Annotated in this window: 24 protein-coding genes and 1 tRNA gene; 12 read left to right on the top strand and 13 right to left on the bottom strand. The window is 59.1% G+C overall.

What is annotated here, in order from left to right:
• Window positions 1–152: 152 nt before the first annotated feature.
• From C4J86_RS07605 to C4J86_RS07565, 8 genes are all read left to right on the top strand, one after another.
• The gene (locus C4J86_RS07605) at window positions 153–734 is read left to right on the top strand and encodes a hypothetical protein (RefSeq protein WP_124369969.1); all 582 of its coding nucleotides are present in this window, start codon (window positions 153–155) and stop codon (window positions 732–734) included.
• Between the two features lie 9 nt (window positions 735–743).
• Window positions 744–1,028, top strand: coding sequence for a phage antirepressor KilAC domain-containing protein (locus C4J86_RS07600; protein ID WP_124369968.1), 285 nt, complete (start codon window positions 744–746; stop codon window positions 1,026–1,028).
• A gap of 155 nt (window positions 1,029–1,183) precedes the next feature.
• Window positions 1,184–1,510, top strand: a complete 327-nt coding sequence (locus C4J86_RS07590; RefSeq protein ID WP_124369966.1) for a pyocin activator PrtN family protein — start codon at window positions 1,184–1,186, stop codon at window positions 1,508–1,510.
• A 48-nt stretch (window positions 1,511–1,558) separates the two neighbouring features.
• On the top strand, window positions 1,559–1,957 hold the full coding sequence (locus C4J86_RS07585; RefSeq protein WP_124369965.1) for a hypothetical protein: 399 nt from the start codon (window positions 1,559–1,561) through the stop codon (window positions 1,955–1,957).
• The gene (locus tag C4J86_RS07580) at window positions 1,954–2,496 is read left to right on the top strand and encodes a phosphohydrolase (RefSeq protein ID WP_124369964.1); all 543 of its coding nucleotides are present in this window, start codon (window positions 1,954–1,956) and stop codon (window positions 2,494–2,496) included. Before C4J86_RS07585 ends, C4J86_RS07580 begins: the two co-directional genes overlap by 4 nt.
• Entirely contained in the window at window positions 2,493–2,951 is a 459-nt protein-coding gene (locus C4J86_RS27005) for a hypothetical protein (protein ID WP_256681729.1), read from the top strand. The genes C4J86_RS07580 and C4J86_RS27005 overlap by 4 nt, the downstream gene beginning before the upstream one ends.
• Window positions 2,948–3,163, top strand: a complete 216-nt coding sequence (gene xisR, locus C4J86_RS07570; protein ID WP_008036021.1) for an excisionase family protein — start codon at window positions 2,948–2,950, stop codon at window positions 3,161–3,163. The genes C4J86_RS27005 and xisR overlap by 4 nt, the downstream gene beginning before the upstream one ends.
• Window positions 3,160–4,377: an Arm DNA-binding domain-containing protein gene (locus C4J86_RS07565; RefSeq protein ID WP_124369963.1), complete on the top strand. Its 1,218-nt coding sequence runs from the start codon at window positions 3,160–3,162 to the stop codon at window positions 4,375–4,377. The genes xisR and C4J86_RS07565 overlap by 4 nt, the downstream gene beginning before the upstream one ends.
• 36 nt (window positions 4,378–4,413) lie before the next feature.
• Here C4J86_RS07565 and C4J86_RS07560 read toward each other — a convergent pair whose 3' ends face one another.
• The 6 genes from C4J86_RS07560 to dapA form a co-directional block, all read right to left on the bottom strand.
• On the bottom strand, window positions 4,414–4,965 hold the full coding sequence (locus tag C4J86_RS07560; RefSeq protein WP_218567880.1) for a YfbU family protein: 552 nt from the start codon (window positions 4,963–4,965) through the stop codon (window positions 4,414–4,416).
• Between the two features lie 252 nt (window positions 4,966–5,217).
• Window positions 5,218–5,307 (bottom strand) — tRNA-Ser (locus C4J86_RS07555).
• Window positions 5,308–5,390: 83 nt separating this feature from the next.
• Window positions 5,391–6,104 (bottom strand): phosphoribosylaminoimidazolesuccinocarboxamide synthase, encoded by a 714-nt coding sequence (purC, locus tag C4J86_RS07550; protein WP_048726015.1) that lies wholly within the window; start codon window positions 6,102–6,104, stop codon window positions 5,391–5,393.
• Between the two features lie 27 nt (window positions 6,105–6,131).
• A complete protein-coding gene (locus C4J86_RS07545) occupies window positions 6,132–6,890 on the bottom strand; it encodes an MBL fold metallo-hydrolase (RefSeq protein ID WP_124369961.1) in 759 nt (252 codons plus the stop codon).
• A 4-nt stretch (window positions 6,891–6,894) separates the two neighbouring features.
• Window positions 6,895–8,010 (bottom strand): outer membrane protein assembly factor BamC, encoded by a 1,116-nt coding sequence (gene bamC, locus C4J86_RS07540; protein ID WP_124369960.1) that lies wholly within the window; start codon window positions 8,008–8,010, stop codon window positions 6,895–6,897.
• A 17-nt stretch (window positions 8,011–8,027) separates the two neighbouring features.
• Window positions 8,028–8,906 (bottom strand): 4-hydroxy-tetrahydrodipicolinate synthase, encoded by an 879-nt coding sequence (gene dapA / locus C4J86_RS07535; protein WP_124366220.1) that lies wholly within the window; start codon window positions 8,904–8,906, stop codon window positions 8,028–8,030.
• A gap of 262 nt (window positions 8,907–9,168) precedes the next feature.
• On the opposite strand from dapA, the gene C4J86_RS07530 reads away from it, so the two are divergent.
• Both C4J86_RS07530 and C4J86_RS07525 read left to right on the top strand, forming a co-directional pair.
• Window positions 9,169–9,729: a glycine cleavage system protein R gene (locus C4J86_RS07530; RefSeq protein ID WP_003189463.1), complete on the top strand. Its 561-nt coding sequence runs from the start codon at window positions 9,169–9,171 to the stop codon at window positions 9,727–9,729.
• A gap of 10 nt (window positions 9,730–9,739) precedes the next feature.
• A complete protein-coding gene (locus tag C4J86_RS07525; protein ID WP_124369959.1) occupies window positions 9,740–10,213 on the top strand; it encodes a peroxiredoxin in 474 nt (157 codons plus the stop codon).
• Window positions 10,214–10,232: 19 nt separating this feature from the next.
• Here the strand turns inward: C4J86_RS07525 and C4J86_RS07520 are convergent, their stop codons facing one another.
• Complete coding sequence (locus tag C4J86_RS07520) at window positions 10,233–10,472, bottom strand: sulfurtransferase TusA family protein (RefSeq protein WP_124361736.1); 240 nt, start codon at window positions 10,470–10,472, stop codon at window positions 10,233–10,235.
• Window positions 10,473–10,567: 95 nt separating this feature from the next.
• On the opposite strand from C4J86_RS07520, the gene C4J86_RS07515 reads away from it, so the two are divergent.
• Window positions 10,568–12,001 carry a M48 family metalloprotease gene (locus tag C4J86_RS07515; RefSeq protein ID WP_124369958.1) on the top strand — a complete coding sequence of 478 codons (1,434 nt, stop codon included), beginning with the start codon at window positions 10,568–10,570 and terminating at the stop codon, window positions 11,999–12,001.
• Window positions 12,002–12,068: 67 nt separating this feature from the next.
• Here C4J86_RS07515 and C4J86_RS07510 read toward each other — a convergent pair whose 3' ends face one another.
• The 4 genes from C4J86_RS07510 to rpoE all read right to left on the bottom strand — a co-directional run bounded on the left by C4J86_RS07510 (window position 12,069) and on the right by rpoE (window position 15,921).
• A complete protein-coding gene (locus C4J86_RS07510) occupies window positions 12,069–13,508 on the bottom strand; it encodes a DegQ family serine endoprotease (RefSeq protein WP_124361734.1) in 1,440 nt (479 codons plus the stop codon).
• 235 nt (window positions 13,509–13,743) lie between these two features.
• On the bottom strand, window positions 13,744–14,703 hold the full coding sequence (locus tag C4J86_RS07505; protein WP_124369957.1) for a MucB/RseB C-terminal domain-containing protein: 960 nt from the start codon (window positions 14,701–14,703) through the stop codon (window positions 13,744–13,746).
• 16 nt (window positions 14,704–14,719) lie between these two features.
• On the bottom strand, window positions 14,720–15,307 hold the full coding sequence (locus C4J86_RS07500; RefSeq protein ID WP_057723059.1) for a sigma-E factor negative regulatory protein: 588 nt from the start codon (window positions 15,305–15,307) through the stop codon (window positions 14,720–14,722).
• A 32-nt stretch (window positions 15,308–15,339) separates the two neighbouring features.
• On the bottom strand, window positions 15,340–15,921 hold the full coding sequence (rpoE, locus tag C4J86_RS07495; protein WP_124369956.1) for an RNA polymerase sigma factor RpoE: 582 nt from the start codon (window positions 15,919–15,921) through the stop codon (window positions 15,340–15,342).
• Between the two features lie 463 nt (window positions 15,922–16,384).
• Between rpoE and nadB the strand changes: the two genes are divergently transcribed.
• Complete coding sequence (gene nadB / locus C4J86_RS07490; RefSeq protein WP_124369955.1) at window positions 16,385–18,001, top strand: L-aspartate oxidase; 1,617 nt, start codon at window positions 16,385–16,387, stop codon at window positions 17,999–18,001.
• On the opposite strand, the gene C4J86_RS07485 is transcribed toward nadB, so the two are convergent.
• Entirely contained in the window at window positions 17,970–18,416 is a 447-nt protein-coding gene (locus C4J86_RS07485; protein ID WP_124369954.1) for a protein YgfX, read from the bottom strand. The two genes, nadB and C4J86_RS07485, sit on opposite strands and share 32 nt — an antisense overlap.
• Window positions 18,400–18,654: a succinate dehydrogenase assembly factor 2 gene (locus C4J86_RS07480; protein ID WP_003189444.1), complete on the bottom strand. Its 255-nt coding sequence runs from the start codon at window positions 18,652–18,654 to the stop codon at window positions 18,400–18,402. Before C4J86_RS07480 ends, C4J86_RS07485 begins: the two co-directional genes overlap by 17 nt.
• Between the last annotated feature and the right edge of the window lie 37 nt (window positions 18,655–18,691).

Genomic DNA, 18,691 nt, shown 5'->3' with positions numbered 1-18,691 from the left:
CACGTCCACCCGGCCGCTGCTAACCCCTCCCGCATCTTTGAAATCCGCCGCCTGGCGCAAGACCTTGGCTGCACATTCATCGTGTCCAAACCTAAGCCGAAAGAACGCAACGCGCCCTGCCCGTTCGATCCAAACGGCGGAGGGCACGCGGCATGAGCAAGTACAAACTCGACAACCGCACCCTGACCCTGCTCAAGGCCCAGGTAAACCTAACCGAAACCTTCAACCACTTGCTGCGTGCCGAAGTTCAGCGTGAGGCCCTAGCCTTCCGCCTGAAAGTCGAGCGCCGCAAAGCCGACACGCACTTCACTATTGAGCTGGGCTGCGAACGCCACACGCTGACCCTGACCAACAGCAAGAAGATGCACCTTAAGCTTGCGGACTTCATTGAGGAGATCGTCAACGGGCCAGCTTGTCCAAGCGACCCGTCGTCTGTGCCACACGCAGACCGCCGCTACGGCGTGTTCGAAATTGAACACAAGCAGCGCGTGTTCGACCTGGTGCAAACCGGCGGCGCGCTGAGCCTCGATATGGGTTTTGAGCAACCTATCAACCTGGCAATCCATCGCAACAAAACCCGCACTGGCATCACCACCATCATGAGCATCGGCGTCAAGAAGCCATTCAGCAAGTGCTTCACGGTGTGCGGCAGTGACGTGGAGATCTACTCCATGGTGGCCGAATCCATCACTCACCTGGCAGCCGTGGCGACTCCCTCCGCGCATGCAGCCTAGGAGGTCGCAATGGAACGTAGCCTGGAAAAGGCCGCCAAGTACTTCGGCCTCACCCGCCCAAAACTGATCGCGCTGATGCGTGACAAGGGCTTGCTCACTGACCGCAACCTCCCGGCGTTCCCCTTACGTGACCGGGAATACCTGCGGATCAAGAATGGCAACTGGTACCACGAGACGGCCGGAATGCAATACAGCCAGTCGACGAAGGTCCGGCAAGCCGGCATGCCCTGGCTGGCAAGTCAGCTGGGCCTCGAACTGCCAACCATCCCGGCAGACAACCGTGACGTGGCCTAGGGAGTACGCCCGCCAGATCGTCGCCATGCACACACGCGAGGAGCGCAATGCCGCGCTCCTCGAAGTGCCGGAGCATCTGCGGGAGCTGACCAAACGCCACTGCCTGAATGCCTGGAATCACCCCTCACGACTCAAACGCAAGGAGGCAGCTGCCCATGAGCAACAACAGTCAAACACCGCTACGGCTGCAACCCGCGCCAGATAGCGCAACCGTGGAGATGCTGCACCAACTCTTCGGCGACGTGCTTATCCCCCTGGAAAAGCTGCGCGTGCATTACTTCAAGAACCTCAACGAGAAGACTTTCACCGAGGCGATCAACAGCGGCCGCATTCAGCTGCCGGTGACCACCCTGGATCACAGCGTCAAGGCGTTGAGGTATGCGCACATCAAGCATGTCGCGGCACTGATTGATATCCGGGCCTACCGAGCGGATGAGGACATGCCGCGACCACAAACTGACTCAACCGAGCTAGAGCAGTAACACCAACGGCTGCCACCACCAGCCAACAAACCACCAGGAGCACACCACATGACCGTAATTCAAATCTGCGCACTGATCAGCATCGTTATCGCGCTCGCGATCCTTTATTGGATCGGCTACAGAGGCGGCTTAACGGATGGTCTGGCTCAGGGCTACGACGAAGGACACGCACAAGGGTTCATTGAAGGGGTGGACGAGGGAGAGTCAGCGGGCTCTACCGCTCTGGAGCGGATCTCCGAGCGTTGTCGGCGCCTGCAACAGATATTGGATCACCAGCCAATGGATCGCATCACCCTGTTAACAATCGCCGAAAAGCTCAAGCTCGCGGCCGACACGTTCCGAGCGGTGAGATCTGACAGCCAGGCAACTCAAGCACTTGCCTTACGTGACAAGGCGCTGAACATGGCTGCCCAGCTGGACCCATTCGAGTTGGGAGACGCAGCATGAACTGGATCCTGACCCATTCAGGCAAACACTTTGATTTGCTCGAACCCGACGCCGACATGATCGACCCACGGGACATCTCGCACGCACTGGCCCACCTGTGCCGCTTCAACGGTCACACCCGCGAGTTCTACAGCGTGGCCCAGCACAGCTGCATCGTCGCCGAGCTGGTGCCGGAAGAGCACAAGCTTGCGGCATTACTTCATGACGCACCCGAGGCGTACCTAGGCGACATGACGCGACCACTCAAGCAATGGATCAGTGCCTATGAGCACTTCGAGGACTGCATCTGGTGGCGCATCTGTGATCGGTTCGACATAGCACCAGAACTCCCCGCCTGCGTCCACAAGGCCAACCTGATAGCGCTGGCTACCGAACGCCGCGACCTTATGCCACCCGATCCGGCAACCTGGGACTGTCTGGTCGGCATCGAACCCATGGCCGAAACCATCCGCCCTTGGCCTGCCGCAGAAGCACGCAACGCCTACCACCAGCGCCTGATGGACCAACTTACTACCGAACACCGGAGGAAAGCGGCATGAAGAACCAACAGAACAACACCAGCGCCTTGTCCGCTTTGCTCCGCACTGCAAATCGTGGCGACACGCTAGAAACAACCAGTCTCTGCTGCGCAGCAGCAGGCATTATTGCTCCTTCAAGCGCCACTGCCGAGGCACTTATACCCCACGAAAAGCTGCGCGGGGCAGCGCTCAGTGATGCAACGCTAACCGCTCCAGCACGCCCGCTCGCGCAGCCTGCCTTGGGGTATAAGCACGCATTGAATGCTGTGTACTACTCGCCAGAATCAAAACCAGGCCAACGTTATTGGCCTGCCGACCTGACCAACGTGCGACCCAATGAGCGGGCTGTCATGTCTCCAAAGCACATCGAACAGCTAATACGCATGTTTGATCTGAATAGAGCCGCTGACGCGGCTATCGAAGCACAACGCTATTTCAGGCTGCGGGTCCGGCGGGTAGGGGAGATAGCACAATGAGCGCAGCAGAGAAACTCGACTTCCACATCACACCAGGCGCCTGGTTTCGGCAGGATCTGCTTTACCCAGTCTTCGGCCTATCCACCGAAGCAGTTCGCAAATACCGCACCCGGGGTCTGTGGCTAGAAGGCAAGCACTGGCGTTATGACCCGGCCAACGTAATCGTTTACAACCGAGCCGCTATCGAACGCTGGATGGAAGGGAAGCCATGATCGACAAGATGCCGACAGGCGTTGAGATGAACGGCAAACAGCTACGCATTTGGTTCATCTTCAACGGCCAGCGGTGCCGGGAACCCCTGGAAGGGATCTCGAAAGTAAACAAGGCCGCGATCGCCTATGCCGACAACAAGAGGCGCACCATTCTCGCGGAAATCAAAGAGGGCCGCTTCGACTATGCGGCCCACTTTCCCAACTCGCCAAGAGCTGCCATGTTCACTGGAACCGGCGGCCCTTCGCTCAAGCGTACCGTAAAAGAAGGAATTGAGCGCTGGCTGGAGGTTCAGCGCGCACTGAAAGCGTCGAGTACCGTCATCAACTATGTGAGCAAGGCAGTTCACGTGGAAAAGAAGTTCGGCAAGCGCCGGATTGTCGACATCAGCAAGAGCGATATTGAGTTGTTTCAAGCACAACTCCTCAAGCAGGGTCTGGCTCCGAAGACAGTAAACGACATCTTCACCATCGTTCGCGGAGTGTGGGCGGACGCCTTCGGCGACGGCATCCTGAAGGCCAACCCACTCGACAGGATCAGTAACGTCGGATCGGACGTTGACCTGGAGCATGCCGATCCCTTCAGTCGCACCGAGATCGACTTAATCGGCAAGACGGACCCCGACCGCCGAGCTGACACTCGAATGATTGAGTTCAATTGCTGGGCAGGGATGTCCCTTTCCGAACTCATAGGACTTGCCGTTGAAGATGTAGATCTTGATGCCGGCCTGGTGCACGTCCGCCGCGCATTGGTCGTCGGCGAGTTCAAAGTCCCCAAAGAGCGCTCCAGAGTCCGAGTCATCGAGCTCATAGACCCGGCCCTCGCACTGATGCGGGAGATAGTTGCCGCCGCCAAAGACGCGGTAGCCGACGAAATCACCGTTATCCAGCGCGACAACATCACGTCCAAGAAGATGAAGGTCAGGTTCCTTTTCCGCAGCTCGACCAGCGGTTTACTCTGGAACGGCAAAACGTTGAGCAACTGGTTCACCGCCCATCTGAAAAAAGCAGAGGTTCGTCACCGAGGCGCCAACCAATGCCGCCACACGTTTGCCAGCCAGATGCTGTCGAGCTACGTCCCGGTCGAATGGGTAGCCCGTCAACTCGGACACGCAGATACGACAATGGTGAGAAAGCACTACGGGAGATGGATACCGAAGGATACCAAGAGCATGGCGGGTATCGTGTCGAAAATGCTGGGCTTTAGAGACACTTGATAAAAAGAGGGAGATTCAACTCCCTCTTTTCAATTGCTAGCGATTGTCTGGATGAATAGCTTCCCCAATCACCTGAATGATCTCATCAGCACTCATGGAACGCATCACAAGGTTTCGGCGGATTGGATCAAACGCTGCGTACATACGTGCATACCGTTCGATTGATGGGCAGTGAGAGTTTTTACTAGCGACTTCACTGAACTCTGTGTATCGGTCCAGTCGATTTACCATAGTATGAGCGATACTCAGATATTCTCCTTCGTTGTTTCCATCGTACCCGGCAAACGAAAGCCATGCTGCTGCATGAGGTGTTGACTTGTCGACGCGGGCTTTATCTGCTGGGGACAACTGCGCATATCCCGCTCCGACAAATGAAAACATATCGAATACATTTCCGACGAAAATCACTTCGTCTGGAGTTTCGACTTCAGGGAACATCATTGGGTAGGCCCAACCCAAAATCCACATGCTGTCAAAGTTTACGGCCTGCTCCACCAGCTCAGGATCTAAACCATCCTCAATCCCAAGCTTCGCATAGATGTCGCAAAGCATCTTAACCGTCAGTTTTTCCATTGGTGTTGGCTTCAAATCCCTTACTCCTACCTATTTTTCTCGATCCGATGATTGACGATCGCTTCATCCAGTGAAGCGCCAGTGAGCAATCATGCACAAAGGTCAGTGAGATAGGAATGACTCAGAGCACTAAGTCGACGGTATAGACCGGTACAAAGCGGCATGGAGGATCGCTTCTATGCCCTAGAAATGCCCTAATCGTTGCGAAAGGAACGAAAAAGCCCCCGTAATCTTCAATGATTACGGGGGCTTAGTCTTATTCAATAATGGCGGAGAGATAGGGATTCGAACCCTAGGTACCGGTGAAGGTACAACGGATTTCGAATCCGTCCCATTCGGCCACTCTGGCATCTCTCCAACGGCGCGCATCATAACAGCCTGTTTCGTGGAAGCAAAGCTCTGTTGAGATTTTTTTCCGTGCTATCAGACGCTTGCGTCGATTAAAGCGGTACGCCGAGACGCTTGGCGACTTCTTCGTAGGCTTCGATAACGTCACCGAGGCCCTGGCGGAAGCGGTCTTTGTCCATCTTCTTCTTGGTGTCCTTGTCCCACAGGCGGCAGCCGTCAGGGCTGAATTCGTCACCGAGGACGATGGAGCCGTCGTGGAACACACCGAATTCGAGTTTGAAGTCCACCAGCAAGAGGCCGGCGTCGTCGAACAGTTTGCTCAGCACGTCGTTGACCTTGAGGGACAACTCTTTCATGCGCGCCAATTGTTCAGCAGTGCCCCAGCCGAAGGCCACGACGTGGGATTCGTTGATGAACGGGTCGCCCTTGGCGTCGTCCTTCAGGAACAGTTCGAAGGTGTAGGGATTGAGCTTGAGGCCCTCTTCCACGCCCAGGCGTTTGACCAGGCTGCCGGCAGCGTAGTTACGCACGACGCATTCGACCGGAATCATGTCGAGCTTCTTGACCAGGCACTCGTTGTCGCCCAGCAGTTTGTCGAATTGGGTCGGAATGCCGGCCTCTTCGAGTTTCTGCATGATGAAAGCGTTGAACTTGTTGTTCACCATACCCTTGCGATCAAGCTGCTCGATGCGCTTACCGTCGAACGCCGAGGTGTCGTTGCGAAACAGCAGGATCAGGCGGTTGGCGTCGTCGGTCTTGTATACCGACTTGGCTTTGCCGCGGTAGAGTTCTTCACGTTTTTCCATGATGGGCTCCGCTTTGAGTGAGGTGGGCTAGGCGATATGTCGCCAGTCGAGCCCTGAATCTTGATCGGCCAGTTGCAGCCAGTCCGGGTCGCACCCGAGGGTGTCGACAAAACATTGCCGGGCAAGCGTCGGCAGGTTGTTCTTGCTGCTCAGGTGGGCCAGGACCAGGTGTTGCAGGTCTTGCCAGCCCAACTCATACACCAGGTACGCCGCCTGATGGTTGTTCAAATGTCCCAGTTCGCCGCCCACCCGCTGCTTGAGAAAGTAGGGGTAATGACCGCGAGCCAGCAGGTCTCGGCAGTGATTGGACTCGATCATCAAGGCATCGAGGTCGCGGTAACCGTCCAGCACCTTGGCGCAGTAGGAACCCAGGTCGGTGAGCACACCGAAGCGCCGCTCGCCGTCACTGAATACATATTGCGTGGGTTCCTGGGCATCGTGAGCGACCGCGACAACACTGATGCTCAGGGCACCGATCTGCAGTTGCTCGCCTCCCGCCAGGAAACCTGCGGGTTCAACGGGTTTGCGCATCCCGCGCAACGTGCCGCGACTCAGGTACACCGGAAGATTGTAGCGCCGAGACAGCAAACCCACGCCATGCACGTGATCGGCATGTTCGTGGGTCACTAGAATCGCGCTCAGCTGCGCGGGGTGAACCCCCAGGCGCAGCAGGCGCCGCTCGGTTTCTCTTAACGAGAAACCACAATCCACCAGTACGTACGTGTCGTCGTGGGCGACCAGCGTGCCGTTCCCTTGGCTACCGCTACCGAGAACAGCAAAACGCATCGGATCAGCCCAGGTTGTCCTGAATCACGCCCAACACTTTGCGCGCTGTTTCAGCTGGCGCGACGGTGTTGATGTTCTTCTCGACCGTGACTTGCACGCTCTCGCCAACCTTGCTCAAACGAACCTGGTAGCGCTCGGCGCGGGTCTCGACTTCTTCCTTGGTCGGCTGGCTGCCAAACAACTTGCCGAGGAAACCTGGCTCGTCGTCCTTTTTCTCGGCCTTTTCAGCCACGTTGATGTAGTACAGGCCCAGGCTGCGGTTGATGTCTTCAACGCGCCAAGGACCCTGCTCCAACGCGCGACCGACGCTGGCCCAGGCACGATCCAGGTCTTCACCCAGGTTCAGCACCACGTTGCCGCTGCCATCTTCGGTAAGGCTGACGCGGCTCGGGGTGTCGTAATCGCGTGCGGCGAGTAGGGAAACCGAGCCGCCCTTCTCGGAGATACGGCTCATGCTGGCCAGCATTTCGTCGACCAGCGCGGCATCGACACCGGTATTGACCGAGCGGTTGGTGAAATCGACGTTGGCGGTGCTGCCGGCAGGACGCTCGGCGCTGACCACATAGACTTCACTGGTATTGCGTTGCACGCCAGGCTCGATGCGCACTCGCACACGGGCTTCGTTATCGGCGGCTACACCACTGGCCTGCAGACGCTGGGCCATGTTGGCGGAGAGCTCGCTGCCGCGCTGCCAGGCGGTGGTGAACTCACCGGTCTGCGGACGCTGTTGGTCGAGACGAAAACCGTTGTCCTGGAAGAACTGCACGGCCACCGGCCAGACTTCGGCGGGTGGGCGCTGAGCCACGATCCAGCGGTTGTCGCCGCTCTTCTGCAGGCTGTAGTCGCTGGCATCGGCCACCGCCGTGATCGGTTGCGGGCGTGGCACCACGTATTCGCCCTTGACGGTGTCGTCGGCGACATTGCGCGGAATCGGCAGCAGCGGGTCGAGGCGCTTGGCGACGCTCACGTCAGGCGGCAGTTGCATCGGTTTGGTTGCTTGCGCTTCCAGGTAATCGCTGCCACGGTCACGGAAGTAGCCTTCCGGGCCCCATACCCAACCGCAGCCACTGGTGCTGGAGATAATCAAGGCAAGTGCGGAAAGTCCGGCCAATCGCTTCATGCGTAGTGCTTCCTCAATTAAACCAGGACGCCGGACTGGCGCAGGGCCTGTCGCAGCGGTTCGTGACAGGCTTCGCTGAGCCGGGTGAGCGGCAGACGGATACCGTCCGGCATCAGGCCCATCTCAAACAGCGCCCACTTCACGGGAATAGGGTTGGATTCGATAAACAGTGTCTTGTTGAGCGGCATCAGCTTCTCGTGGATCGCACGTGCGGTCGTGGCGTCACCGGCAATGGCGGCGGCGCACATTTCGCTCATGGCGCGCGGGGCGACGTTGGCGGTCACGGAAATGTTGCCCTTGCCGCCCAGCAGGATCAGCTCGACGGCGGTGGCGTCGTCACCGGAATACACCAGGAAATCGCTGCTCACGCCGGCCAGGATGTCTTTGGCGCGCTGCAGGTCGCCGGTGGCTTCCTTGATTCCGATGATGTTCGCCACGGTGGACAGGCGGATCACCGTCTCGGCTTTCATATCGCACGCAGTGCGGCCGGGTACGTTGTAGAGGATCTGCGGGATGTCGACAGCTTCGGCAATGGTGCGAAAGTGCTGGTACAGGCCTTCCTGAGTCGGCTTGTTGTAATACGGAGTCACCAGCAGGCACGCATCGGCGCCGGCCTTCTTGGCGTTTTTGGTCAGCTCGATTGCTTCACGCGTCGAGTTGGCGCCGGTACCGGCGATCACGGCGATGCGGCCCGCAACGCGCTTGACCACGAACTCGATCACCTGGATGTGTTCTTCCACATCGAGGGTGGCCGATTCACCTGTGGTGCCGACCGCTACGATGGCGTTGGTGCCTTCTTGCAGGTGGAAGTCCACCAGTTTGCCCAGGCTGTCCCAGTCGAGATGACCTTGTGCATCCATGGGTGTGACCAGTGCCACCATACTGCCCGCAATCATGCAACCGCTCCTGCCGGAAAAAGAGAGCCGTAATGGTACTGGCGCCAAGATGCTTGTACAAGCGAAGTACCGTGCGACGATGCGTTCTGGCGTAACTAAACGACGGGCAATGCCATCATTGGGCCAAAGCACCGCGTGAAGCACGCCGTTCACGTAATGAAAACGCCACCTCCTAGCCCTTGGCGATGGTTTTCGCTACCCTTCATCCTTTGATCGATACAGCTCTAACGGTATCGACCGCTCATCGCTTTAGGAAGGCTGCATGTCCACCCCCACAGTTCGCGAACAATTCCTTGTTATCAGTGCCCTCGGCGCCAACCCCATGGAGCTGACCAACGTCCTGTGCCGCGCCAGCCATGAAAACCGCTGCGCCGTCGTGACCTCGCGCCTGACCCGCCATGGCGAGTGCAGTGCGCTGGTGCTGCAGATTTCCGGCAGTTGGGACGCCTTGGCGCGCCTGGAAACCGGCCTGCCGGGACTGGCCAAGAAGCACGACTTCACCGTTAACGTGGTGCGCAGCGCAGCCCTGGAAAATCGCCCGCAGGCCCTGCCTTACGTGGCGTACGTCAGCTCGGCCTACCGCTCGGACATCGTCAACGAGCTGTGCCAGTTCTTTATCGACCACAACGTCGAGTTGGAGAACCTGACCTGCGACACCTACCAGGCGCCACAAACCGGCGGCACCATGCTCAACGCCACCTTCACCGTGACCTTGCCGGCCGGCGTGCAGATCAGTTGGCTACGCGACCAGTTCCTGGATTTCGCCGACGCCCTGAACCTTGACGCCCTGATCGAGCCTTGGCGCCCACAGAACCCCATGTAAGGACTTGCCCATGCCGGTAGCCATCGACACACCCGTCGCCGATTTCGAAGCCCAGGCCACCAGCGGCCAGACCTTCAGCCTTGCGGCCCTCAAGGGCAAGCAAGTGGTGCTCTATTTCTACCCGAAAGACAGCACCCCGGGCTGCACCACCCAGGGCCAGGGTTTCCGCGACCAATACGCCGCGTTCCAGGCCGCCAATACCGAAGTGTTTGGCGTGTCGCGCGACAGCGTGAAGTCCCATGAGAACTTCAAGAGTAAGCAGGCGTTTCCGTTCGAGCTGATCAGTGACAAGGACGAAGCGGTGTGCCAGCTGTTTGATGTGATCAAGCTGAAGAAGCTCTACGGCAAGGAATACCTGGGCGTGGATCGCAGCACCTTTCTGATCGACAGCGAAGGTGTGCTCCGCCAGGAATGGCGCGGCGTGAAAGTGCCAGGGCATGTGGACGCGGTCTTGGCGGCGGCGCAGGCGCTGAACAAGGGCTGATCTTCAGCCCATAAAGCCATCAGGCTTTGCGCAACCAATAACGGTACACACCTGCCGCTTCTTCTTCCTGGACCAGCGTATGGCCTGCCAGCTTGGCAAAGGTGCGGAAGTCGCGCTGGGAGCCTGCGTCCGTGGCGGTTACTTTGAGTACAGCCCCGCTGGCCAGTCGATTGAGCTCCAGCTTGGCCTTGAGCAAGGGCAGCGGACAGTTGAGGCCGCTGGCGTCGAGCTCGGCGTCAAAGGCTACAGCGTCGGTCATGGTGTTACTCCAGGCAAACATTTGAGCTGCTTAGAATATCTGGTCCGAAGCTCAGTGTCCGGCTACAGTAAGCTCTTTGTCGAAAGGCTTTGTGCATGACTTTCCTGCGCCCTACCCTGCTGACGCTGGCCTGCCTGCTGGCCTCCCCGGCCTTCGCTGACGAGCTGCCCTCACTTGGCGACGCCAGTTCTGCCATTGTCTCGCCGCAACAGGAATATCAACTGGGCCGCGCCTGGCTGGCCTACCTGCGCGGCCAGGTCTCGCAACTCAACGACCCGCAGCTCAAGGACTACGTCGAAACCAGCGTGTACAAGCTGGTGGAGACCAGCCAGGTCAATGACCGGCGCCTGGAATTCATCCTGATCAACAGCCCACAACTCAACGCCTTCGCCGCACCCGGCGGGATCGTCGGGGTCAATGGCGGCTTGTTCCTCAATGCCCAGACCGAAGGTGAGTACGCATCAGTGCTGGCTCACGAATTGGCGCATTTGTCCCAGCGCCACTTTGCTCGAGGCGTGGAAGCGCAGTCGCGCATGCAGATCCCGATGATGGCTGCCCTGCTCGGCGGCATCATTGCTGCCGCAGCCGGCGCTGGCGATGCAGGCATCGCCGCGATTGCCGGCTCCCAGGCCGCCGCGATCCAGGAGCAGCGTCGATTCTCTCGGCAGAATGAACAGGAGGCCGACCGTATTGGCATCCTCAACCTGGAGAAAGCCGGCTACGACCCGCGCTCCATGCCTACCATGTTCGAGCGCCTGATGCGCCAGTACCGCTTCGACGCGAAGCCGCCGGAATTCCTGTTGACGCACCCGGTGACGGAATCGCGGATCGCCGACACCCGCAACCGCGCCGAGCAGGCCAAACCCGGCGGAAAGGAAGACAGCCTGCGCTATCAGTTAATCCGCGCTCGGGTGCAATTGAAGTACGAAGACACGCCAGGCCTCGCCGCCAAGCGCTTCCAGGCCCAGTTGGACGAGAACCCGAAGAACGATGTGGCGCGTTATGGCCTGGCCATCGCCCAGATCAAGGGCACCCAGCTCAAGGAAGCACGGGAGAGCCTGGCACCGCTGCTGGCCAAAGCGCCCAACGACATCACCTACAACCTGGCGCAGATCGAGCTGGACATCACCAGCAATCGCATGCCAGACGCACAACAACGCACTGACCGCATGCTTGCCCAGTACCCCAGCAACTACCCGCTGAACCAGGTACGCGTAGATCTGCTACTCAAGCAGAATCGCACCGCTGATGCAGAGAAAGCCCTGGATGGCTTGCTCAAGTCCCGCCCGGATGATCCGGACGTGTGGTATCAGGTCGCCGAGACCCGTGGCTTGTCGGGCAATATCATCGGCCTGCACCAGGCACGCGCCGAATATTTCGCCCTGGTGGGCGACTTCCAGCAAGCCATCCAGCAACTGGACTTTGCCAAGCGCCGCGCAGGCAATAATTTTCCACTGTCCTCGCGCATCGATGCACGCCAGCGCGAGTTGATCGAACAGGAACGCCTGGTGAAAGGGATGATGAGCTAAACCCATCGCCCACAAAAAAGCCCCGCCATCATTCACCGATGGCGGGGCTTTTTATTGGGCTGGAAGGTTACTCGGCCAGCTTGAAGGTGATGAAGCTGGCACGCCCCTGACGCAGCACGCGCATCGACACCGAACGATTCTTCGGCAACGCCTTGGCGATGTCGGCGAATTCCTTGGTGGTATCGATCGCCTGGTTGTTCAGGTGGGTGATCACATCGCCCGGTTGCAGGCCGATCAAGGCGGCTGGGCCGTCCAGCACTTCCTTGATCACGACACCGCTCTTGAGATCGAAGGTTTTCTTCTGCTCGGCAGTCAGCTCAACCACGGCAATGCCCAAGCGGTTGCTGCTGCGCTCGGCGCCTGGCTTGGCGTTACCCAGGGCATCCAGGGTCGCGCCCTCTTCCGGGATTGCCCCCACGGTGAGCTCGACATTCTGGCGCTTGCCGTCACGAATCACTTCCAGCTTGGCTTTGCTGCCCGCCTTGAGTGCGCCGACCAGATGCGGCAAGTCAGCCGACATGATGATCGGCTGGCCGTTCATGCTCAGGATCACGTCGCCAACCCGCAGGCCGCCTTTGGCAGCCGGGCCGTCGTCCTGGATCTGCGCGACCAGTGCACCCGCCGGCTTATCGAGACCGAAAGACTCAGCGAGGTCCTTGTTCACTTCCTGGATCACCACGCCCAGCCAACCGCGGCTCACTTTGCCACCGGCCTTCAACTGGTTGGAAACGTCCATGGCCACGTCGATTGGAATCGCGAAGGACACGCCCATGAAACCACCGGAACGGGTGTAGATCTGCGAGTTGATGCCTACGACTTCGCCGGCCAGGTTGAACAGCGGCCCGCCGGAGTTGCCTGGGTTGATCGGCACGTCGGTCTGGATGAACGGCACATAGTTTTCATTGGGCAGGCTGCGGCCGATGGCGCTGACAATGCCCTGGGTGACGGTGTGGTCAAAGCCGAACGGCGACCCGATCGCCACCACCCACTGGCCCGCTTTCAGGTCCTGGGATTTGCCGAGTTTGAGCACCGGCAGGTCTTTGCCTTCGATTTTCAGCAAGGCCACGTCGGAACGCGGGTCGGTGCCGACCAGCTTGGCTTTCAACTCACTGCGATCGGCCAGGCGCACGAGGATCTCGTCAGCATCGGCAATCACGTGGTTGTTGGTGAGGATATAGCCGTCGGGCGAAATGATGAAACCGGAGCCCAGGGACTGCGCTTCGCGCTGGCCACCGCCACCACCGCGCGGGGTGCGTGGTTGCGGCATGCCTCGCTCGAAAAACTCGCGCAGCATCGGCGGCAAGCCTTCCAGGTCGGGCATCTGCTGGTTCGAAACTTTGCGATCCGGCAATTTCTGCGTGGTACTGATGTTCACCACCGCAGGCGAGGCCTGCTCCACCAGTTGGGTGAAATCAGGCAGCTCGACCGCTTGCGCGGGCACGGCCTGACCCAGCACCAGCACCGTGGCGACTATGGATAGGTAAGACTTCAAACGTGGTATCGACATACAGCTCCCGTTACGACGAGCAGGGTTGAGCGACAGGGTTCAAAAAAAGCCGGAAACCGCGCCCGGCATTTTTTGTTCCGCGAACAAAACAAGGCAAGGGCCGAGAAGCCCTGACCTATAAAAAACATAAGGATTTTTTGCAAGTGAAAATGCTGATCCAGACATTTCATGCTCTCGACAGGCACCCTAGCATGGCAGCAGGGTGAAAGATCAGGATGAACACTGGATTAACGACTCACGGATTGGCTGCGGCCTTTTCACCGCGAACCGACAACGCGATGCGCTCGGCGGTGCCGATTGGGATTTCCCCGACAACCGTCACCATCATCTGCCCGTCCACCGTATTCACATGCCGCGACACCGCAACCGTAGGCCCAAGCTGAGTGCGGGTTTCCGACACACTTGCGCCGTCGGCGGGTTCAAGAAATACCGAGAAACGTGCAAGCCCATCGTCGTACATCAAGCTGTCGAGGGTGGTTTTTGTCTGGGGGTCTTTGCGCGATGTAGTGCTGCTCAGCTCAAAGCCCGGCGGCAACCAGTCCAGGTGCCATGCATTGGAGGCGGGCGTTTGTGATGTCTCGCTGCGGCCAATCGCAACAGGCGTGCAGTCTCTGCTGGGCTGCAAGTCTCGATCAATGGGAGCGGCGGACGTATTCAATCGAACAAACTGAAAGCGCTCCAGCAGTCGCCCCTGCTCGCTGAGGAGCAACGACTTGAGGGGTAACGCGGTTTCACGATCCAGGTGCAACTCGAAACCATAGCGGTAAGGGTCGCGCGGGGTGATCGAAACAATAATTGCATTACGACCGGCCACGCGAGATTTGCCGATAACGGCCAGATCGTAGAATTGATTGAGTTTTTGCGGGTTCAGCGAACGTGACGCACTGTCACGGGAATTGCCCAGGCCGGCGACAAGGGTGCCGCTGACGCACTGAGTGTGACCTTCTACCCGCACGATTTCCTGGGCAGAGCCATCGAGCTGCAATAGCCGCTCCCGAACCTGACCGTTCTGAACAAGGTGCCAGATATCGTAGGTAGAAAAACTGCCGTTACGCTCATAGATGAACGTACCTTGAAAGCTTTGCTGCTGCTCTGCACGCCCAAGTCGAGTCAGCCAATCTTGGGCTTCATCGGCATGGGCGGGTAGTGCAAACCAACTACTGAACAAAAGCGTAAGGAGCGGTATGGCGCGCATAGGGCTCCTTAGCGGTTCAGCGGTTTTCCAGGCTTGCTGCGCGAGCGTATGGCAGAGCACTTTCAGCGTTCTTGCCAGCCGCTTCCTGTGCATGTTGACGCAGGTAGCCTGGGAGACGCTGGTCCTGCCAGCCGGATTGCCCCTGAAGCACACCGTTAGCCATAGGGCCGGCGGTATCAGAGCTTTCCTTGTAGCCAGCCAGTACAGCCGGGCCTTTGACTTGCGGACCGGCCATGACCGGTTGCTGAGTCTGCTGGGCCAGCTCGGCACCGGCTATTTCGTCCTGGTTGTACAGACGAACACCGGCCAGTACGGCGACGGTCACCGAGGCAGCGACTGCCAGACGACCCAGGCTACGCCATGGACCACGAGCAGCTTTAGCCGGAACGGCTTCATCGGCCAACGCGGCAGAAACGGCCGCAGCAATATCCAGACGAGGGATTAGAAGATCCTTGTGCATCACCGCCCGAGCGACTTGGTAACGAGACCAGGTGTCACGGGTTTGGGCATCATCAAATGCGTTGAGCACTCGACGAAGTTCCAGTTCATCCGCTTCGTTATCCATCACTGCGGACAGCGATTCCTGCAGGGCATCACGACTCATGGCGGTTCCTCTCTTGGCTGTCGCCGCTGTCTTTAGTTTTCCTGCAACAACGGTTGCAAGGCTTTGTCGATGGCTTCCCGGGCCCGGAAAATCCGTGACCTTACAGTCCCCACCGGACATTGCATGACGCTCGCAATGTCTTCGTAACTCAGACCATCGAATTCACGTAAAGTTAACGCCGTACGTAAATCTTCTGGCAGTTGCTGAATTGTTCGATGAACGGTTCCCTCGATTTCGTCGCGCAGCAACGCACGCTCCGGCGACTCGAGATCTTTGAGGCCGTGATCACCATCATAGAATTCAGCATCTTCTGAACTGACATCACTGTCTGGTGGGCGGCGGCCGCGAGACACCAGATAGTTCTTCGCCGTATTAATGGCGATGCGATATAGCCACGTATAAAACGCACTATCACCGCGGAAATTGCCCAGTGCACGGTACGCCTTGATAAAGGCTTCCTGTGCAACGTCCTGCGCTTCATGGGTGTCGTGCACAAACCGCACGATCAACCCGAGAATTTTGTGCTGATATTTCAGCATTAGCAGATCAAATGCGCGCTTGTCGCCGCGTTGTACGCGCTCGACCAGCTGCTGATCCTCTTCCTGGGTTAGCATGAACACTCCTCGTTGTACTCGAAGGAGGCTTGCATAACTAAACGATCAGGCTTGTAAACATAGACTCGGGCTTTTCGCAAAAGTTCTCCCCCTTCAAGCAAGTTTCCGGCACGCACTGATTTGGCACACACGAAAAACGCAGCTCAGGCAACGCCGGCTGCGCGAATAATCTTTTCGTCGGTTTTCTGACGCGTCCAATGCTCCCGACGGGCCAATAAACACAACGTTTTTCCCAGCTTTCGGGCAACCTGCTATTGAGTCGGGGCTTATGCAAAAAGTTCCCGCTCGCTGACTGGCTGTTTAACCGGGTGCTGTGCACCGTAATCTCACAATGCCACGAATGCCTGGCTATTGTGCCGCTCCACCCCTCTATATACTAGTGGTCCGTGTGCCCCTTTGATTCGCCGATCCAGGCGTCCTGCTTGCGCCTCCTCTTCGGATCGCTTTTTGCGGAATCCATTCAATGAGCCAACAGTTTCAACACGATGTCCTTGTGATCGGCAGCGGCGCCGCCGGCCTGAGCCTGGCACTGACCCTCCCCAGCCATCTGCGTATAGCCGTACTGAGCAAAGGCGACCTGGCCAACGGTTCGACATTCTGGGCACAGGGCGGCGTCGCTGCCGTACTGGACGACACCGACACCGTACAGTCTCATGTCGAAGACACCCTCAATGCCGGCGGCGGCCTGTGCAATGAAGACGCGGTGCGCTTCACCGTCGAGCATAGTCGCGAGGCGATCCAATGGCTGATCGACCAGGGTGTGCCTTTTACCCGCGATGAACACGCGGGCAGCGATGACGGCGGCTTCGAGTTCCATCTGACCCGTGAGGGCGGCCACAGCCACCGCCGCATCATCCATGCCGCCGACGCCACCGGCGCCGCCATTTTCAGGACCTTGCTCGACCAGGCGCGCCAACGCCCCAACATCGAATTGCTGGAGCAGTGCGTCGCCGTCGACCTGATCACCGAAAAACGCCTGGGCCTTCCCGGCGAGCGCTGCCTCGGCGCCTATGTGCTCAACCGCACCAGCGGCGAAGTCGACACCTACGGCGCGCGCTTCACCATCCTTGCCTCAGGTGGCGCGGCCAAGGTCTACCTCTATACCAGCAACCCCGACGGGGCCTGCGGCGACGGCATCGCCATGGCCTGGCGCTCGGGCTGCCGGGTGGCGAACCTGGAATTCAACCAGTTCCACCCCACTTGCCTGTACCACCCCCAGGCCAAGAGTTTCCTGATCACCGAGGCGCTGCGCGGGGAAGGTGCACACTTGAAGCTGCCCAATGGCGAACGCTTCATGCAACGCTTCGACCCGCGCGCCGAGCTGGCACCGCGCGACATCGTCGCCCGCGCCATCGACCACGAGATGAAGCGCCTGGGCATCGACTGCGTCTACCTGGACATCAGCCACAAACCCGAAGCCTTCATCAAGACGCACTTCCCCACCGTCTATGAACGCTGCCTGACCTTCAACATCGACATCACCAAAGGCCCGATCCCGGTCGTGCCTGCCGCGCATTACACCTGCGGCGGCGTAATGGTCGACCAGCATGGCCGCACCGACGTGCCCGGCCTGTACGCCATTGGCGAAACCAGTTTCACCGGCCTGCACGGCGCCAACCGCATGGCCAGCAACTCGCTGCTCGAATGCTTTGTATATGCGCGCTCGGCGGCGGCGGACATCCTCGAACAACTGCCGCGCATCGCGGTGCCGGCCGCCCTGCCGCGCTGGGATGCCAGCCAGGTGACGGATTCGGACGAAGACGTGATCATCGCGCACAACTGGGACGAACTGCGGCGCTTCATGTGGGACTACGTGGGGATCGTGCGGACCAACAAGCGCCTGCAACGGGCACAGCACCGGGTGCGTTTGCTGCTGGATGAGATCGACGAGTTCTACAGCAACTATAAAGTCAGCCGCGACCTGATCGAATTACGCAACCTGGCCCAAGTCGCCGAGTTGATGATCCGCTCGGCCATGGCGCGCAAGGAAAGCCGAGGGCTGCATTACACCCTCGACTACCCGCAGATGCTGCCTGAGGCCCGCGACACTATTCTGGTGCCAGCCACCTACGGCGACTGAACTTCAAGCGTACGCGCAGGCGCCGGTGCATATCGGCGGTCTGCGCGTCGTGAGGCACGCACGTCGAGCGCACCCATCGTTCACCTTGCACACGATAGCGCAGCACCACGACCAGCGGCAGCGCCAGGCTGTCAGGCCGCAGTTGCACGCTGTGCCAGCCGCGCTCGGCGCTGAACAATTGCCAGCCATCCTCATCGCGGCGCAGGCCCCGAATCGACGAGCGGTGGGTCAGCAACACATGCCGCGGCAACACCCAGGCGGCGTGGGCCAGGCACGCCAGCATGCCAAGGGATGCAAGCGGCAGATCGACTACCAGGCAGGCACCCAGTGCGAACAGCTGCGCAAGCAGATACGCCGCCAGCAACAGCCGTGAGGCCTGCCAGCGGCATTCAAAACGGTTACTTGGGCTGGACACGGTCCAGGATCATCCGAACCATGCGTTGCAGCTCCGGATCTTCCGATTCGGCGCGCTCCATGAACCAGCCGAACATGTCCTGGTCTTCGCATTCCAGCAGCCGTACGTAAAGGTCGCGATCTACCTGGTTGAGCGTCGCGTAGACTTCTTTGGTGAAAGGCACCAGCAACACGTCCAGCTCCAGCATGCCGCGACGGCTGTGCCAGTAGAGGCGATTGATTTCTACATCTTCGACCATGGAACGCTCCTCAAATAGAGCGCAAGTATACAGGCCC

It is taken from the genome of Pseudomonas sp. R2-7-07, assembly GCF_003852355.1.
GTDB lineage: Bacteria > Pseudomonadota > Gammaproteobacteria > Pseudomonadales > Pseudomonadaceae > Aquipseudomonas.
This window is presented reverse-complemented; position numbering and strand designations above follow the sequence as displayed.

What these genes read in the sequence shown, in the direction of transcription:
- C4J86_RS07605 (WP_124369969.1), top strand. Translation starts at nt 153, where the DNA reads ATGAGCAAGTACAAACTCGACAACCGCACCCTGACCCTGCTCAAGGCC.
- C4J86_RS07600 (WP_124369968.1), top strand. Translation starts at nt 744, where the DNA reads ATGGAACGTAGCCTGGAAAAGGCCGCCAAGTACTTCGGCCTCACCCGC.
- C4J86_RS07590 (WP_124369966.1), top strand. Translation starts at nt 1,184, where the DNA reads ATGAGCAACAACAGTCAAACACCGCTACGGCTGCAACCCGCGCCAGAT.
- C4J86_RS07585 (WP_124369965.1), top strand. Translation starts at nt 1,559, where the DNA reads ATGACCGTAATTCAAATCTGCGCACTGATCAGCATCGTTATCGCGCTC.
- C4J86_RS07580 (WP_124369964.1), top strand. Translation starts at nt 1,954, where the DNA reads ATGAACTGGATCCTGACCCATTCAGGCAAACACTTTGATTTGCTCGAA.
- C4J86_RS27005 (WP_256681729.1), top strand. Translation starts at nt 2,493, where the DNA reads ATGAAGAACCAACAGAACAACACCAGCGCCTTGTCCGCTTTGCTCCGC.
- xisR (WP_008036021.1), top strand. Translation starts at nt 2,948, where the DNA reads ATGAGCGCAGCAGAGAAACTCGACTTCCACATCACACCAGGCGCCTGG.
- C4J86_RS07565 (WP_124369963.1), top strand. Translation starts at nt 3,160, where the DNA reads ATGATCGACAAGATGCCGACAGGCGTTGAGATGAACGGCAAACAGCTA.
- purC (WP_048726015.1), bottom strand. Translation starts at nt 6,104, where the DNA reads ATGGAAAAACGTGAAGAACTCTACCGCGGCAAAGCCAAGTCGGTATAC.
- C4J86_RS07545 (WP_124369961.1), bottom strand. Translation starts at nt 6,890, where the DNA reads ATGCGTTTTGCTGTTCTCGGTAGCGGTAGCCAAGGGAACGGCACGCTG.
- bamC (WP_124369960.1), bottom strand. Translation starts at nt 8,010, where the DNA reads ATGAAGCGATTGGCCGGACTTTCCGCACTTGCCTTGATTATCTCCAGC.
- dapA (WP_124366220.1), bottom strand. Translation starts at nt 8,906, where the DNA reads ATGATTGCGGGCAGTATGGTGGCACTGGTCACACCCATGGATGCACAA.
- C4J86_RS07530 (WP_003189463.1), top strand. Translation starts at nt 9,169, where the DNA reads ATGTCCACCCCCACAGTTCGCGAACAATTCCTTGTTATCAGTGCCCTC.
- C4J86_RS07525 (WP_124369959.1), top strand. Translation starts at nt 9,740, where the DNA reads ATGCCGGTAGCCATCGACACACCCGTCGCCGATTTCGAAGCCCAGGCC.
- C4J86_RS07520 (WP_124361736.1), bottom strand. Translation starts at nt 10,472, where the DNA reads ATGACCGACGCTGTAGCCTTTGACGCCGAGCTCGACGCCAGCGGCCTC.
- C4J86_RS07515 (WP_124369958.1), top strand. Translation starts at nt 10,568, where the DNA reads ATGACTTTCCTGCGCCCTACCCTGCTGACGCTGGCCTGCCTGCTGGCC.
- C4J86_RS07510 (WP_124361734.1), bottom strand. Translation starts at nt 13,508, where the DNA reads ATGTCGATACCACGTTTGAAGTCTTACCTATCCATAGTCGCCACGGTG.
- C4J86_RS07505 (WP_124369957.1), bottom strand. Translation starts at nt 14,703, where the DNA reads ATGCGCGCCATACCGCTCCTTACGCTTTTGTTCAGTAGTTGGTTTGCA.
- C4J86_RS07500 (WP_057723059.1), bottom strand. Translation starts at nt 15,307, where the DNA reads ATGAGTCGTGATGCCCTGCAGGAATCGCTGTCCGCAGTGATGGATAAC.
- rpoE (WP_124369956.1), bottom strand. Translation starts at nt 15,921, where the DNA reads ATGCTAACCCAGGAAGAGGATCAGCAGCTGGTCGAGCGCGTACAACGC.
- nadB (WP_124369955.1), top strand. Translation starts at nt 16,385, where the DNA reads ATGAGCCAACAGTTTCAACACGATGTCCTTGTGATCGGCAGCGGCGCC.
- C4J86_RS07480 (WP_003189444.1), bottom strand. Translation starts at nt 18,654, where the DNA reads ATGGTCGAAGATGTAGAAATCAATCGCCTCTACTGGCACAGCCGTCGC.